This is a genomic window from Ignavibacteriota bacterium (assembly GCA_016708125.1).
In the GTDB taxonomy this organism is placed as follows: Bacteria; Bacteroidota; Ignavibacteria; order Ignavibacteriales; family Melioribacteraceae.
Map to the genome: position 1 here is coordinate 2,838,619 of JADJGF010000001.1, position 15,688 is coordinate 2,854,306.

The following is a 15,688-nucleotide window of genomic DNA, read 5'->3' on the forward strand; positions in this document are numbered from 1 at the left end:
CGCAATAAATTGGTTGATGAATCACAATACAAAATTCTGTTTAAAGTAAATTCACCAAAAGATATTAGAAATTTTTCCGTATCTGAATTAAAAGACTTATGTTCGGAAATTAGAAATTATATGGTTGATGTTGTTTCTCAAATCGGCGGACATTTTGGCGGCGGACTTGGAACCGTTGAATTAACTGTTGCTTTACACAAAGTTTTTAACACACCAATTGACAAATTAGTTTGGGATACCGGACATCAAGCCTATCCGCATAAAATTATAACCGGAAGAAGAGAAAAATTAAAAACTATCCGAAGACTTAACGGAATAAGCGGTTTTTTAAAAAGATCGGAAAGTGAATTCGATGAGTTTGGTGCGGGTCATGCATCAACATCAATTTCCGCAGCACTTGGAATTGCAGCAGCAAATAGAATTAAAGGTGAAGATAACAAAAAAGTTATTGCAATAATCGGTGATGGTGCAATGACCGGCGGAATGGCTTATGAAGCTATGAATAATGCCGGCTTTCAAAAACAAAATTTAATAGTTGTACTTAATGATAATAACATGTCGATCGCTCCAAACGTTTGGCAAATCTCAAATTATTTTAATGAAGTAATTTCTCATCCGGAATACAATAAATTCAAAGGTGCAATTTGGGATTTAACCGGAAAATTAGATCAGTTTGGAGATAGATTAAGAACTGTTGCCGGAAGAGTTGAATCCGGAATTAAAGCAATTGTAACTCCCGGAATGTTATTTGAAGCTTTGGGTTTTAGATATTTTGGTCCCGCAAACGGACATAATATTTCAAAATTAATTACATTATTTGAACATATAAAAGAACTTTCCGGACCAATTTTGGTTCATGTAATTAGTGAAAAAGGTAAAGGTTACAAGCCAGCAGAAGGAAGCAAATCTGCGTTTCATGGTGTTACTCCATTTGATAAATTAACCGGAGAAATTCACAAAAAATCCGGAACGGCTCCATCATATACATCAATATTTGGCAAAGCTCTTGTTGAAATAATGAAAAATAATGATAAAGTTGTGGGAATTACTGCAGCAATGCCCGATGGAACTGGATTATCTTATGTTGAAAAAGAATTTCCTAAAAGATATTTTGATGTTGGAATTGCAGAAGAACACGGTGTAACTTTTGCCGCGGGACTTGCAACTCAAGGAATAATTCCAGTTGTAGCAATTTATTCAACATTTTTACAGCGAGCTATTGATCAAATTATTCATGATGTTGCTTTACAAAAATTGCATGTTGTTTTTGTTTTGGATAGAGCCGGCTTAGTCGGCGCCGATGGTCCAACTCATCACGGAACATTTGATTTATCATATTTAAGATATATTCCCGGAATTGTAATTATGGCTCCGAAAGATGAAGCCGAATTACGAAATATGTTGTACACATCTACCAAATATGAAAAGGGACCAATTGCAATAAGATATCCTCGTGGAAATGCTCTTGGCGTTGAAGTAAAAGAAAATTTTGAAGAAATTGAAATTGGAAAAGCAGAAAAAATAAATGATGGAAATGATATTGCTATTTTGGCTGTTGGTTCAATGGTAACTTATTCGGAAAAAGTTGTTGAATTGTTAAATGCAAATAATATATCTTCGGCACTTTTTAATATGAGATTTATAAAACCTTTAGATACAAATTTATTAGATGAAGTTGCTAATAAATTTGATAAAATAATTACGCTCGAAGAAAATTCAATCGTCGGTGGATTTGGAAGTGCAGTTTTAGAATATTTAAATTCCAAAAATTATAAAAATGATGTGAAGCTTATTGGAATTCCCGATAAATTTATTGATCACGGAACTCAGCAAGAATTGCACAAAATTATTGGAATTGATCCGGAAGGAATTGCTGAACAAATTCAAACTTTTGTTAAATCGAAAATTATTCATGAGGCTATAGTTGAACCAAAAAACTAAAATAGCTGTTATTGGTTTAGGAACAGTTGGACAATTAGTTCATCTGCCAATTTTATCAAAGCTAAATTCTGTTGATCTTGTTGCGGTTTCGGATGTTAACAAAACAAGATTAAATACAGTTGCAGATAAATTTAATATAAAAAATAGATTTACAGATTTTACAAAAATGTTAGAATCTGAAGAAATTGATGCAGTAATAATTTCAACTCCAACAAATACTCATAAAAGTATTGCGGTTGAATGTTTATCAAAACAGAAACATGTTTTAATTGAAAAACCAATTGCATTAAATTTAGAAGAAACAAAAGAAATTGATGCGGAAGCAAAAAAGAATAAATGTCACGCTATGGTTGGAATGAATTTTAGGTTTCGTCCGGATACTATGCTTCTCAAAAGTTTAATAAATAGTGGTGAACTTGGCGATTTATTTTATATAAAATCTGGATGGACAAGAAAGCAAAGCAGCCAGCAAAAATGGTTTAATAAAAAAAGTTTAGCCGGTGGCGGTGTAATGTTTGATTTAGGAATTGTTGTAATTGATACTGCACTTTGGCTTTTGGATTATCCTAAAATTAAAAATGCATCTGCTCAGCATTTTTATCACGCAACTCAAAATATTGAAGATTCTTCAGTTGGATTTATTAGAATGAACAATTCTGCAGTTGTAAATTATGAAGTAAGCTGGTCATTTCATGATGAAACAGAAAGTTTTAAATTAGCAGCTTACGGAACAAAAGGAACGGGACATTTAAATCCATTACGAGCTTATAAAAAAATGGGTTCAAACAGGATTGATTTAACTTCAAACTCCGGCTTGCAGGTAAAAGATTTATTTAAAAAATCTTATGAAAATGAATTGAAACATTTTGTCGGTGCAATTCGAGATTCGGTCCCGCTAATTTCCTCAAGTAATGAAGCATTATCTCGAATGAAATTAATTGAAAGTCTATATGAATCTGCTAATTTACAATCAGAAATTAATTTATAAAATAAAATGGCAAAAATATTATTAGTTGATGATGAAAAAGATATTGTAGAATTTCTTCAATACAATTTGGAAGCAGAAGGATTTGAAGTAATTTCCGCTTACGATGGAGAATCTGCTCTCGAAAAGATGCAAGAAAATCCCGATGTTGTAGTTTTGGATGTAATGATGCCCAAAATGAATGGGTATGAAGTTTGCAAAAATATTAGACTAAACGAAATTTATAATGATATTCCGATAATTTTTCTTACCGCAAAAATAAGTGAGTTTGATGAATTAAAAGGTTTTGATCTTGGAGCCGACGATTATATAAAAAAACCGATTTCTCCCAAAATGCTTGTTGCGAGAGTTAAATCAAAAATAAGAAGATCAACAAATACAGATGAAAAAGATCAGCAGAATTCGTCAATACTAAAAATTGGCCCGCTTGAAATTAATAAAGATAAGTTTGAAGTTAAGGTAAATGGAAAGAACATAATCCTTCCCAAAAAAGAATTTGCAATATTATTTTATTTGGCAAAAAAACCCGGAAAAGTTTTTCCAAGAGATAGAATTTTGAATGATGTTTGGGGCGAAGATATTTATGTAATTGAAAGAACCATTGATGTTCATGTTCGTAAGATTAGAGAAAAATTAGGTGAAGAAGCAAATTTGATTGAAACAATTAAAGGTGTTGGATATCGCTTCCGAGAATTTTAATAAAGTTTTGTCCAACTTTAAATTTTCCTCAGTTTATTTAAGAGAAATAGTTCTTCTAAGTATTTTATTTGCAATTCTAATTTTTACACTTTTCGAAATTTCCCCAGCATTTTTTTTAGCAATTTCTTTTACAATAATAATTTTCGATTTGATAATTCTATATCTCATTGGAAATAAACGAAAAAAAGAAATTGAAGAAATCAAATCTGTAATTAGATCAATAAGAAAAAATGTTCTGCTAAATGAAGAAGAAATAAAATTAAGTAAATCACTTATTGATTTGGAAGGCAATATTAAAGCAATGTTTAGGCGAACTCAGAAAGATCTTGCAAACATGCAGAAATTAGCGCAAGCCAGAAGTGATTTTCTCGGTTACGTTTCTCACGAATTAAGAACTCCAATTTTTACAATACAAGGATATGTAGAAACTTTATTAAACGGTGCAATTGATAATCCAAATGTTAACAGAAAATTTCTCGAAAAAACTTTAACACATTCCAATAATTTAAATTCGCTTTTGAATGATCTTATTGATATTTCAATGATTGAATCCGGATTGATGAGTTTAAGTTTCCGGTATTTTAATTTATTTAATTTTCTGCAAAATATTGTTTCTGAAATTAAAAACACTCATCAGCTTAAGAATCTTGAATTGACAATTTCAGAATTCAACAAAAGTATTGAAGTATATGGTGATAAAGAAAAACTTGTACAAGTAATGAATAATCTTTTATCAAACGCAATTAAATATACGAATGAAGGGAAAATTGAAATTTCAGTTTTGGAAAAAAATAAATTTGTTTTAATTAACGTTAAAGATACCGGTATTGGAATTCCGGAAAATGAAATCGACAGAATATTTGAAAGATTTTATAGAACCGAAAGAGAAAGGGAAAGTTCAACACCGGGAACTGGTCTTGGACTTGCAATAGTTAAGCATATTTTAGAAGCACATAGTTCTGCCATTGAAGTAAAAAGTACTCTAAATGTTGGAACGGAATTTTCATTTAAACTTAAACGTGATTAAAAGTACAATTCAAAAACAGTTTCTCACAGCTTAACAATTTCTTAACACACAATTAACAAATACTTAACAGACCGATAACATTCAATTAACACCATTCGCATAATTTTGGTTCAAAATTAATTCTAACATGAGGGGTCATGGAAAACTTAAACTGGCATAAGTGTGCCATAATTATGAAAAAAACAAATTACTTATTTTTACTACTTTTTATAACGTTACAATCAAATTCAATTTTTGCGCAATCAAGCAGCATTAACGGAATTGTTGTAGATAAGGATTTTGGTGATCCATTAATTGGTGTAAACGTTTTTATTGAAAGTCTAAATCGTGGTGCAGCTACAGATGTTAATGGAAATTATTTTATCGAAAAAATTCAACCCGGAGTTTACACAGTTACTTTTTCAATGATTGGGTTTCAGAAAAAAACTATAACCAATTTTGAAATTAAAGAAAATGAATCTAAAAAATTAGACATTGTTCTTAGTACAGAAACTTATGAAACCGAAGAAGTTGTAATTTCTGCAAAAGCTTTAACTAATACAGAAGGTGCATTGCTTGCAAAACGTCAAAAATCAATTTCTGTAAGTGATGCAATTAGTGCCGAAGCAATTTCTAAATCCGGCAGCAGCGATGCGGCAGATGCAATGAAAAAAGTTACCGGTGCTTCTGTTGTTGGAGGAAAATATGTTTATGTAAGAGGATTAGGTGAAAGATATTCTGCAACAACTTTAAATGGTGCAGAATTACCAAGTGCTGATCCGGATAAAAAATCATTTCAATTGGATTTATTTCCTTCAAATTTACTTGAAAATATTGTAACGGTTAAAACATTTACTCCTGATAAACCCGGAACTTTTACCGGCGGTCTAGTTGATGTTACAATGAAAAATTTTCCAGAAAAATTTTCTTTAAACTTTTCAGTTTCTACAGGTTACAATTCAATTGCTACAAATAATGATAATTTCATTTTACCAAATTCCGGCGGATATGATTGGCTTGGAATGGATGACGGAACAAGAGAATTATCTAATTTGTTAAGCAATTCTGATATTACAATTCCTCGTTACACATCTATTAAAACGAAAGAAGAAGCTTTGTATTTAGACAAACTTACAAAATCTTTAAATACAAATATGACTCCAATTTCTGCAAATGCAGGTTTAAATAGCGGAATGTCAATTTCAGCCGGAAATCAATTTGCTTTTGCAAATCAAACATTTGGATATTTAGCATCATTAACATGGGGACAAAAATATTCATTCTACGAAGATGGTGAAATTGGAAGGTACAAATTACCCGGCACCGTTGAAGATATTGAGTCTTTGAATATTGAAAGACATTTCAAAGATACACAAGGGACTTATGAAGCGAATTGGGGAGCTATTGCTTCTTTATCCATGAAGAATGATAGTTATGGTCAATTCAAAGCTTCGTATTTACGCACACAAAGCGGAGAATCTACCGCAAGATATATTTCTGGTTCATGGACGGATATTCCTTCAACCGCAACTTATGAAACAAGAGTTTTGCAATATACTGAAAGAGCTTTAGACACATATCAGCTTGAAGGTGATCATTTAATGAAGTTTCTTTCAGATTTAAAAATGGATTGGAAATTAACATACTCAGTAAACGAACAAGATGAACCGGATTTAAGATATTTTTCAAATCATTGGTCTGTTAAAGCATCAACCGGTGATACAATTTATCAAAGTCCATCTTCACTTTATCCGCCGCCAATAAGATATTTCAGAAATTTATCTGAAGATAATTTATCGGGAAATTTAAATTTTTCAATACCCTTTAATGTTTGGAATAATTATTCTGCAAAATTACAATTTGGTGCTGCTTATACAAATATTGATAGAGCATATAATCAACGCAGGTTTGAGTATGAAGCTGATGCAATTAGATTTAGTGATTACAATGGTGATATAGATGCATATTTCAATACCGTAGGAATTCTTGATACAAGTGAATCTTACTATGAATTTGGAAATGTAATCGGTGAATCAAAATCATTAAAAAATATTTTTAATGGTGATCAAAAAACTTCCGCTGCTTATTTGATGGTTGATTTACCAATTTCAAAAGATTTAAGATTTGTTGGCGGTGCAAGATTAGAATCAACCGAAATGAATGCTGTAAGCGGTGATCCTTCATTGGCTAAAGGATATTTGGATAATACGGATATTTTACCCTCGATAAATTTTATTTATCAATTGCAAGAAAATATGAATATGCGCGCAACTTATTCTCAAACAGTTGCTCGGCCAACTTTTAGAGAATTAGCTCCATACACTAGTTTTGAATTTATTGGCGATTACTTATTTGTTGGAAATGCAAATCTTAAACGAACACTAATTAAAAATTATGATTTGCGTTGGGAATGGTTTATGAACCCTGGAGAAATAATTGCAGTTAGCGGATTCTATAAATCATTTGCTGATCCTATTGAGAAATATCAGGATAATAGTGTTCCTAATGGATTACTTTCCGTACAAAATGTTAATGAAGCAAGTTTATATGGTTTGGAATTTGAAATGAGAAAAAATCTTGGAACCATTTCTGATTTATTCTCAAATTTCAATATCGGCACAAATGTTTCATTGGTAAATTCTAAAACAGAAATACCTGAAACAGAATATTTTCTTATAGAGATTTCAGATCCAACTGCATCAAAAACCAGACAATTCATGGGACAATCACCATATCTTTTTAACTTAAATCTTGCGTATGATAATTATGATTTAGATATGAGTGCAGGAGTTTTCTACAATATTTTTGGTAATAGATTAGCAATTGTTACAGAAGGTGCAAGCCCGGATGTATTTGAACAAGGCTATGGCACATTGGATTTTAAGCTCTCAAAGGGTTTGTTTGATTTATTTAACCTTTCGTTTACTGCTCATAATGTTCTTGATCCGGATATTAAATTTATACAAGAATTTAAGGGACAAGAATATATATACAGTAGATTAAGTAAAGGTAGAACGTTTTCAATTTCATTAAATGTAAAAATATAAAAGGAGAAAAACATGTCTAAAATATTAAAGACAATTTTGATAACTATGTTGTTTTTTGTGGGGACAATTTCTGCACAAGAAATTATTACAATCACAGACGGAGATATACCGGTAGGAGGAAAAGTAACATTTACGTCAGAGAATATATATTTGTTAGATGGGATGGTATTTGTGGATAGTGCAGCAGTGTTGACAATTGAGCCGGGGACAATAATAAAAGCAAAAGAAGGCCAAGGAAATGCAGCAAGCGGATTGGTAGTAACAAGAAATGGGAAGATCTATGCAGAAGGTACATCGGATAGACCAATAATCTTTACTGCAGAGAGTGATAATTTGGATGGAAACTTGAGCCACACAGATAGAGGATTGTGGGGTGGAGTAGTAATGTTGGGACAAGCGTCAACGAATAACCAAACAACAGATGGATTAAAAGCAGTAGAAGGAGTAAATGAGATAAATGCAGAAAATGCATTATATGGCGGAACGAATGATGAGCACAGCAGCGGAGTGTTTAAGTATGTATCAATAAGACATAGCGGAATAAATGTAGGAGATCAAGCCGGAAATGAGATACAAGGATTAACTTTAGGCGGAGTAGGCAGCGGCACGGTGATAGAATATGTAGAAAGTTATGCAAGTGCGGATGATGGGTTTGAATTCTTTGGGGGAACAGTAAATACAAGATATATGGTAGCAGCATTTTGTTCAGATGATGCATTTGATACGGATGAAGGATTTAGAGGAAAAGGACAATTTTGGTTTGGAATCCAAGCGGAAGATCAAGCTGGAAGAGTAGCGGAAATGGATGGAGCAACGGGAGATGAATATTATCAACCATATGCTCATCCGATATTATCAAACATAACTTATGTAGGTCCTGGAGTAGGCGCATCACCGGAAGGAGATGGGCAAGAATGTATAATCTTGAGAGACAATACAGGCGTAGAATATTACAACAGTATTTTTACGGAATATGATGATGCAACAAGCGGCTATGGATTAAAAATAGAAGATGTAGACAATACAGGGGCAACAACAGAAGACAGCAGAAAGAGATTTGAAAATGGAGAAATAGTATTTCAGAACAATATATGGTATGGCTTTGGATCTGGAAATGAAATAACACAATTTATCTATCAAGATTTTGCACAAGGATATTTCCAAGATGGAGGAAATTCAAATAGTGCAGTAGATCCGATGTTAAAAGGAATAAGCAGAACCACAGATGGAGGGTTGGATCCACGCCCAGAAAGTGGAAGTCCGGCATTGAGTGGAAGTAAAACAATAGAAGATAATTGGTTTGTCCCGACAAGTTATGTAGGTGCATTTGGTGGTAATAACTGGTTATTAGGGTGGACAACCTTAAGTGAATTAGGATATACTGACAATTTAACAAGTATTAGTGAAGAATTCGTAAATGTAATTCCAACTAATTTTGAATTGGTTCAGAATTATCCTAATCCATTTAATCCTTCAACAACAATTGAATTTTCTATTCCTCAAGCAAGCAAGGTTCAACTAAATATATTCAATATTCTTGGACAAGAAGTTGCTTCACTTGTTAATGGACAAAAAAATGCCGGCACTTATAAAATAAACTGGAATGCTTCTAATTTAGCAAGCGGAACTTATATATATAGACTCCAAACTGATTCTAAAGTTTTTACAAATAAAATGATTTTAATGAAATAAACCCCTCTGTTAGACTGCCCATAACGGGAAATAAAAGGGACGTGCTTTTTAGTATGTCCCTTTTTTATTATATTTTTCAAATGAAAAACATAAATAAAAATTTTTTATTTATTCTTTTAATTTTCTCCTCACCAATTATTTTCGCACAAAACATTTTTGAAAAAACTAATTTCAATTTTGATAGAAACTCATTTCAGAAACATTTAGAAATTTTAGGAAGTGATTTATATCAAGGAAGAGGAACCGGAACAAAAGGAGGAGAATTAGCAGCAAATTATATTGCAGAAAAATTTAAAGAAATAAATTTATCAGAACCGGAAAATTCAAATTCATATTTCCAAGAAGTTCCTCTGCATGGATCAATTGCTCTAGAAAATTCTAAATTAATTGTTTATGCCGAAGATGATACTTTTCAACTAAATTATAAAAAAGATTATTTGCTTGTGAATACGGGAGAGCAAACAATTATTCCTTATCCTATTGAAATTACATTTTCCGGTTATGGAATTATCGCTCCGGAATTTGATCATTATGATTATACTGAAAATGATGTAACCGGTAAAATATCCATGATATTAAGCGGCGAACCCGAAACAGATGATCCGGATTTTTTTAATGGTGATGAACCAACAATTTATAGTTATAATGATGTTAAAAATAGAATAGCTCTGAGCAGAGGTGCATCCGGAACTTTAATTCTGCCAAATATGGAAGCGGCGGATTCAAATTCATGGAATAAACTTACTAATGAATATTCGTTTGAAGATATAAATTTACTTTATTCGGCTTCGGAAAATTTTTCAATTATAATAAATCCTCAAACTGCAAAAAGAATATTTAATATTTCATCGGAAAATTCATTTGAGGAAATAAAAAGGAATTTAAGCGGTAAAAAATATCAATTAAAGTTTGAAGGAAATTTTCACCAAAGAGATTTTATCGCAAATAATGTAATAGGGATTATTAATCCAATTGAAAAAGAAAATGATGAGGCTATAATAATTTCCGCACATTATGATCATCTTGGAATTGGTACAATTGTTAATGGAGATAGTATTTACAACGGTGTTTTAGATAATGCAATTGGAGTTGCAGCTTTAATCGAAATAGCAAAAATTTTAAAGTTGAATGAAAATATTCTCAATCGAACAATTATTTTAATGGCTGTAACCGGAGAAGAAAAAGGTTTATTGGGTTCAACTTATTATACTGATCATCCAATTTTTCCTTTATACAAAACAATTGCAAATTTGAATATTGACGGAATTGCATATTTGGATAATTTCAATTCGATTGTTGGAATAGGATCTGAATTTTCTAATTTGGATGAATTTATTAATAAAACTGCAAATTTGTTAAATCTAAAAATATCAGAAATTCCGCCGGAGTTTTATAATCAAGAAGCATTTAATAGATCGGATCAAATTGCTTTTGCCAAAGCCGGAATTCCATCTGTTTTAATTTTAGATGGAATTGATTATGAAAATTTATCACGCAAAGAAGCTTTGCGACAAATATTTTATTTTAATGAAAATATTTATCACACTCCATTTGATGATTTGAAAATCAATATAAATTTTGATGCCGTTAAAAAGCATGTTGAATTTTTAACTTTGTTAATTATGCAAATTGCAAACTCAACTTCAGAAATTAATTGGAAAGAAAATTCACCTTACAATTTTACAAGGTTACAAACAAAAGCAGAAAAAAGATGAGAACTTTAAAATTAATTTCGATTATAATATTTTTTGTTTCGTGCAGCAATTCAACAAATTTGCAAAAAAATATAATTAGAATTAAAGGATCTGATACGATGCTTTTGATAAATCAGAAACTTGCTGAAAAATTTATGATCGAACATCCGAACATTTCTATTTATATAGAAGGCGGCGGTTCTGCAGAAGGAATAAAATCTTTATTAAATTCTGAAGTAGATATTTGTGCTTCATCGCGAACTTTAGATCCTAATGAAATAAAAGAATTAGCGGAAAAATTTAATACAATTGGAATGTCTTTTTTAATCGCAAAAGATGCATTATCAATTTACGTAAATGAGAAAAATTCGATTAGAAATATCAGCCTAAATAATTTAGAAAAAATTTTCACTTGCGAAATTACAAATTGGAAAGAATTAGGCGGATTTAATTCTGAGATAAAGGTTGCATCGCGACCGACTTCATCCGGCACTTACGGTTACTTTAAAAAACATGTTTTGCTCGATCAAGAATTTTGTGATAATTCTTTTATAATTCCAACAACGAAACAAATTGTAGAATTTATTAAAAATAATGAAAATGCAATTGGTTACGGCGGCGTTGGTTACGGAGATGAATCGATAGAAATTTCAGTAAATAATTTCAAACCATCTGAGGAAAATGTTATTAATGGTAATTATCCGCTTGCAAGATATTTGAGATATTATGCAACAAATAAAATTTCCGGAATTACTCAAGCATATATTGATTGGGTTGTGAGTGAAAAAGGTCAAAAAATTATTAAAGAAAACGGTTTTTTCCCGCTTTATTAGATTTTCAAAAAATTAACAATTATTTAACAATAAATTAACAAAATACCTTTGTTTTACCGATATATTTGAATCTTACTAAAATTTATAAAGTAAAATTTATTAGAATACTTAAGAGGGAATATGAAACTTAACAAAAAATTAACATTAGTAATCTCTGCAATATTAGTCGGTTTAGTTTTTTTAACCGGATGCAAGAAAAAAGAAGAAGTTGAAAAAACTATTGTTTCGGTAAAAGGATCGGATACTATGGTAAATCTTTCTCAGAAATGGGCTGAAACTTATATGAAGAAGAACCCAAATGCTTCAATTCAAGTAACCGGCGGAGGCTCCGGAACCGGAGTTGCAGCTTTGTTGAACGGTACTATGGATATTGCAAATTCGAGCAGAGAATTAAAAGAAAAAGAATATGAAATTGCAAAATCAAAAAGCATAACTCCTAAAGAATTTAAAGTTGCGTTAGATGGAATTGCAGTAATTGTTAACACAACAAATCCAATTAATGAATTAACTATTGCCCAAGTTAGAGATATCTTTATAGGAAAATATTTGAACTGGAAAGAACTCAGCGGTTCAGATTCACCAATTGTATTATATGGAAGAGAAAACAGCAGCGGGACTTATGAATTTTTCAAAGAACATGTTTTAGGAAAAGATGAAAGAGGTGAAACAAGAGATTTTGCAAATAATACACAAGTTTTACAAGGAACAGCAGCTTTAGGTGAAGCAGTTGCGCATGATCTTAAAGGAATTGGTTATGGCGGAGTTGGTTATTTTGCCGCAAGAACTGATGTGAAAATTCTAAAAATTAAAGCAGATGAACAAGCTTTAGCAATTGCACCGGCTCAAGACGGAAAAGTAAATTACGAAGCAATTTGGAATGGTACTTATTCAATTTCAAGATATTTATATTGCTACACAAATGGTACACCCGATAAAAAAGTACAAGATTTTATGGATTTTATTCTTTCAAAAGAAGGACAAGATTTAGTTAAACAAATGGAATATATTCCATTACCACAATAATTCATAAAAATTATGACTGAAATTCAGACATCGGATGAAAAAGTTGAAGTTGAAGATTCTGTTCAAGAAAGAGCAGAATCTTCTCTTTATGGAAAAAAAATATCTTTAAAAGTTAGAGTTAAAGAAAAAATTATTGAATATTTTTTTGCATTAAATGGCGCAGTTGCATTAATATTTATTATTCTAATATTTATATTTTTATTCAAAGAAGGAATAAATGCGCTAAATAATATTGGTTTGCTTGATTTTATATATTACGATCAAGTTCAATTAAATCAAACTGTTGAAAGACTTTTCGAATGGTATCCAACTTCAAGTGAAGAAAGATATTCTTTGCTTCCACTTATTGTTGGAACTTTACTTACCGCAATACCGGCTACATTAATTTCAACATTTTTTGGAGTTGCCGCGGGAGTTTATCTTTCGGAAATCGTAAATCCAAAATTGCGGGAATTTTTAAAACCAATGATTGAGCTTTTTGCAAGTATTCCAACCGTGGTTTTGGGATTTTTAATATTAGTTGTCGGAGCAACAATTTTTAACGATTTGTTTCATCCATCAAATAGATTGAACGCATTTATTGCTTCACTTGGTTTATCATTTGTAATTATTCCGATTATTGCATCAATGACTGAAGATGCGTTAAGATCAATTCCAACAGATTTAAGAATGGCTTCATATGGATTGGGCGCAACCAAATGGCAGACTATAAGCAGAGTTATTATTCCAGCCGGATTTAGTGGAGTTTCCGCAAGTATAATTTTAGGATTTGGGAGAGCCGTTGGCGAAACAATGATTGTTTTAATGGCTGCCGGAAATGCCGCAAATATTACAACAGATTTATTATTAAGTGTGCGAACAATGACTGCAACTATTGCCGCAGAAATGGGTGAAGTTTCACAAGGTTCTGATCACTATTATGCATTATTTTTTATTGGAATAATACTTTTTACAATTACATTTTTTCTAAATTTAATTGCAGAAATTATTATAAACAAAATGCGCAAGAAAAATGTTTTTTAGGTGAAAATTGGATATTACAAAAAAACATAAAGATTTAACCGGAACCTTTTTTATTGGTACTACAAAATTTTTATTCTTTTTGTTAGCATTTATTCTATTGATGGTTTTAGGCAAAATTGTTTACGAGGGAATTGGAATAATATCCTTAGAATTTATTTTTGATGAACCAAGAAACAATATGACCGAAGGCGGAATTTGGCCCGCAATTTTTGGTACTTTAGCAGTAACAACTATAATGGTATTGCTTTCTGTTCCGGTGGGTGTTTCGGCGGCAATTTATTTATCTCAATATGCTAAAGATACTTTTTTAACAAGAATTATAAGAACCGCAGTAAATAATTTAGCCGGAGTTCCTTCAATAGTTTTTGGGTTATTCGGACTCGGATTTTTTATTTTGTTTATCGGCAGAAATATTGATGAAGTTTTAGGTACTGGATTATTATGGGGACAACCGTGTTTACTTTGGGCTGCTGCTACATTAAGCGTTTTAGTTTTGCCGATTGTAATCGTTTCAACTTTGGAAGCATTAATTTCAGTTCCTAAAAGTCACATTGATGCTTCATTCGGACTTGGCGCAACAAAATGGCAGACAATAAAAAAAGTAGTTTTTCCGCAAGCAAAGCCCGGAATTTTAACCGGAACAATATTGGCTATTAGTCGAGGTGTTGGTGAAACTGCACCAATCTTATTTTTAGGTGCAGCATTTTTTCTTCCAAATTTACCAGTTGTTGATTTGTGCATTGGTGATTATTGCATTCCGATGATAAATCCCGCAGAACAATTTATGTATTTGGCATATCACATATTTATTTTAGCAACACAATCTTCAAATCCAACATTAACAATGCCAATACAATATGGATCAACATTAGTTTTGATTGCGATAACATTTTTATTAAATATTACGGCAATAGTTTTAAGATATAAATATAGAAAGCAGTTGGGAAAAATTTAATTTAGAGAAATATTCAGATGAAGAACACAAAAATATTAACAAAAGATTTAAGTTTATATTATGGCGATAAACAAGCACTTAAAGACATTTCTTTACAAATTCCGGAAAAGCAAGTTACTGCATTTATTGGTCCATCCGGCTGCGGAAAATCGACTTTTTTGCGTGTAATAAATAGAATGAATGATTTAATTGGAAATGTTAATATAACCGGTGAAGTTATAATTGACGGAATAAATATTTATGATAAAAATATTGATGTTGTAAATTTACGTAAACGAATCGGAATGGTTTTTCAAAAATCAAATTTATTCCCCAAAACTATTTATGAAAATATTATTTATGGACCATCGATAAATGGAATTAGAGATAAAAAGAAATTGGAAGAAATTGTTGAAAAATCATTAAAACAATCTGCAATATGGGAAGAAGTTAAAGATAGATTACATGAATCAGCATTAAGTCTTTCCGGAGGGCAGCAGCAAAGATTATGCATTGCAAGAGCCTTAGCAGTTAAACCGGATATAATTTTAATGGATGAACCCGCAAGTGCACTTGATCCAATTTCAACTGCAAAAATTGAAGAATTAATTCATGAATTGAAAGAAGATTATACAATTGTAATTGTTACGCACAACATGCAGCAAGCCGCAAGAGTAAGCGATAAAACAGCATTTTTTTATCTTGGGGAATTGATTGAATTTGACGGAACATCAAAAATTTTTACAAATCCATCAAAAAAACAAACAGAAGATTATATAACCGGAAGATTTGGCTAATTTTATTTTTGAGG

Annotated in this window: 12 protein-coding genes; all 12 read left to right on the forward strand. The window is 31.3% G+C overall.

All coding sequences use genetic code 11. The features are described from left to right. Positions 1 to 9: 9 nt before the first annotated feature. The 12 genes from IPH62_12415 to IPH62_12470 all read left to right on the forward strand — a co-directional run bounded on the left by IPH62_12415 (position 10) and on the right by IPH62_12470 (position 15,674). Positions 10 to 1,941 carry a 1-deoxy-D-xylulose-5-phosphate synthase gene (locus IPH62_12415; GenBank protein ID MBK7106077.1) on the forward strand — a complete coding sequence of 644 codons (1,932 nt, stop codon included), beginning with the start codon at positions 10 to 12 and terminating at the stop codon, positions 1,939 to 1,941. Next, positions 1,925 to 2,929 (forward strand): Gfo/Idh/MocA family oxidoreductase, encoded by a 1,005-nt coding sequence (locus tag IPH62_12420; protein ID MBK7106078.1) that lies wholly within the window; start codon positions 1,925 to 1,927, stop codon positions 2,927 to 2,929. The genes IPH62_12415 and IPH62_12420 overlap by 17 nt, the downstream gene beginning before the upstream one ends. A gap of 6 nt (positions 2,930 to 2,935) precedes the next feature. Further along, positions 2,936 to 3,625 carry a response regulator transcription factor gene (locus tag IPH62_12425; protein ID MBK7106079.1) on the forward strand — a complete coding sequence of 230 codons (690 nt, stop codon included), beginning with the start codon at positions 2,936 to 2,938 and terminating at the stop codon, positions 3,623 to 3,625. A gap of 7 nt (positions 3,626 to 3,632) precedes the next feature. Continuing rightward, the gene (locus tag IPH62_12430; protein MBK7106080.1) at positions 3,633 to 4,652 is read left to right on the forward strand and encodes a GHKL domain-containing protein; all 1,020 of its coding nucleotides are present in this window, start codon (positions 3,633 to 3,635) and stop codon (positions 4,650 to 4,652) included. A 173-nt stretch (positions 4,653 to 4,825) separates the two neighbouring features. Continuing rightward, a complete protein-coding gene (locus tag IPH62_12435) occupies positions 4,826 to 7,678 on the forward strand; it encodes a TonB-dependent receptor (protein ID MBK7106081.1) in 2,853 nt (950 codons plus the stop codon). Between the two features lie 12 nt (positions 7,679 to 7,690). Next, a complete protein-coding gene (locus IPH62_12440) occupies positions 7,691 to 9,370 on the forward strand; it encodes a T9SS type A sorting domain-containing protein (protein MBK7106082.1) in 1,680 nt (559 codons plus the stop codon). An 80-nt stretch (positions 9,371 to 9,450) separates the two neighbouring features. Further along, positions 9,451 to 11,085 (forward strand): M28 family peptidase, encoded by a 1,635-nt coding sequence (locus IPH62_12445; protein MBK7106083.1) that lies wholly within the window; start codon positions 9,451 to 9,453, stop codon positions 11,083 to 11,085. Further along, complete coding sequence (locus tag IPH62_12450; protein MBK7106084.1) at positions 11,082 to 11,897, forward strand: phosphate ABC transporter substrate-binding protein; 816 nt, start codon at positions 11,082 to 11,084, stop codon at positions 11,895 to 11,897. Before IPH62_12445 ends, IPH62_12450 begins: the two co-directional genes overlap by 4 nt. 120 nt (positions 11,898 to 12,017) lie before the next feature. Further along, complete coding sequence (locus tag IPH62_12455) at positions 12,018 to 12,920, forward strand: PstS family phosphate ABC transporter substrate-binding protein (protein MBK7106085.1); 903 nt, start codon at positions 12,018 to 12,020, stop codon at positions 12,918 to 12,920. Positions 12,921 to 12,932: 12 nt separating this feature from the next. After that, complete coding sequence (pstC, locus tag IPH62_12460) at positions 12,933 to 13,943, forward strand: phosphate ABC transporter permease subunit PstC (GenBank protein ID MBK7106086.1); 1,011 nt, start codon at positions 12,933 to 12,935, stop codon at positions 13,941 to 13,943. 52 nt (positions 13,944 to 13,995) lie between these two features. Continuing rightward, complete coding sequence (pstA, locus tag IPH62_12465; GenBank protein ID MBK7106087.1) at positions 13,996 to 14,898, forward strand: phosphate ABC transporter permease PstA; 903 nt, start codon at positions 13,996 to 13,998, stop codon at positions 14,896 to 14,898. 17 nt (positions 14,899 to 14,915) lie between these two features. Beyond that, positions 14,916 to 15,674: a phosphate ABC transporter ATP-binding protein gene (locus IPH62_12470; protein ID MBK7106088.1), complete on the forward strand. Its 759-nt coding sequence runs from the start codon at positions 14,916 to 14,918 to the stop codon at positions 15,672 to 15,674. Positions 15,675 to 15,688: the final 14 nt, after the last annotated feature.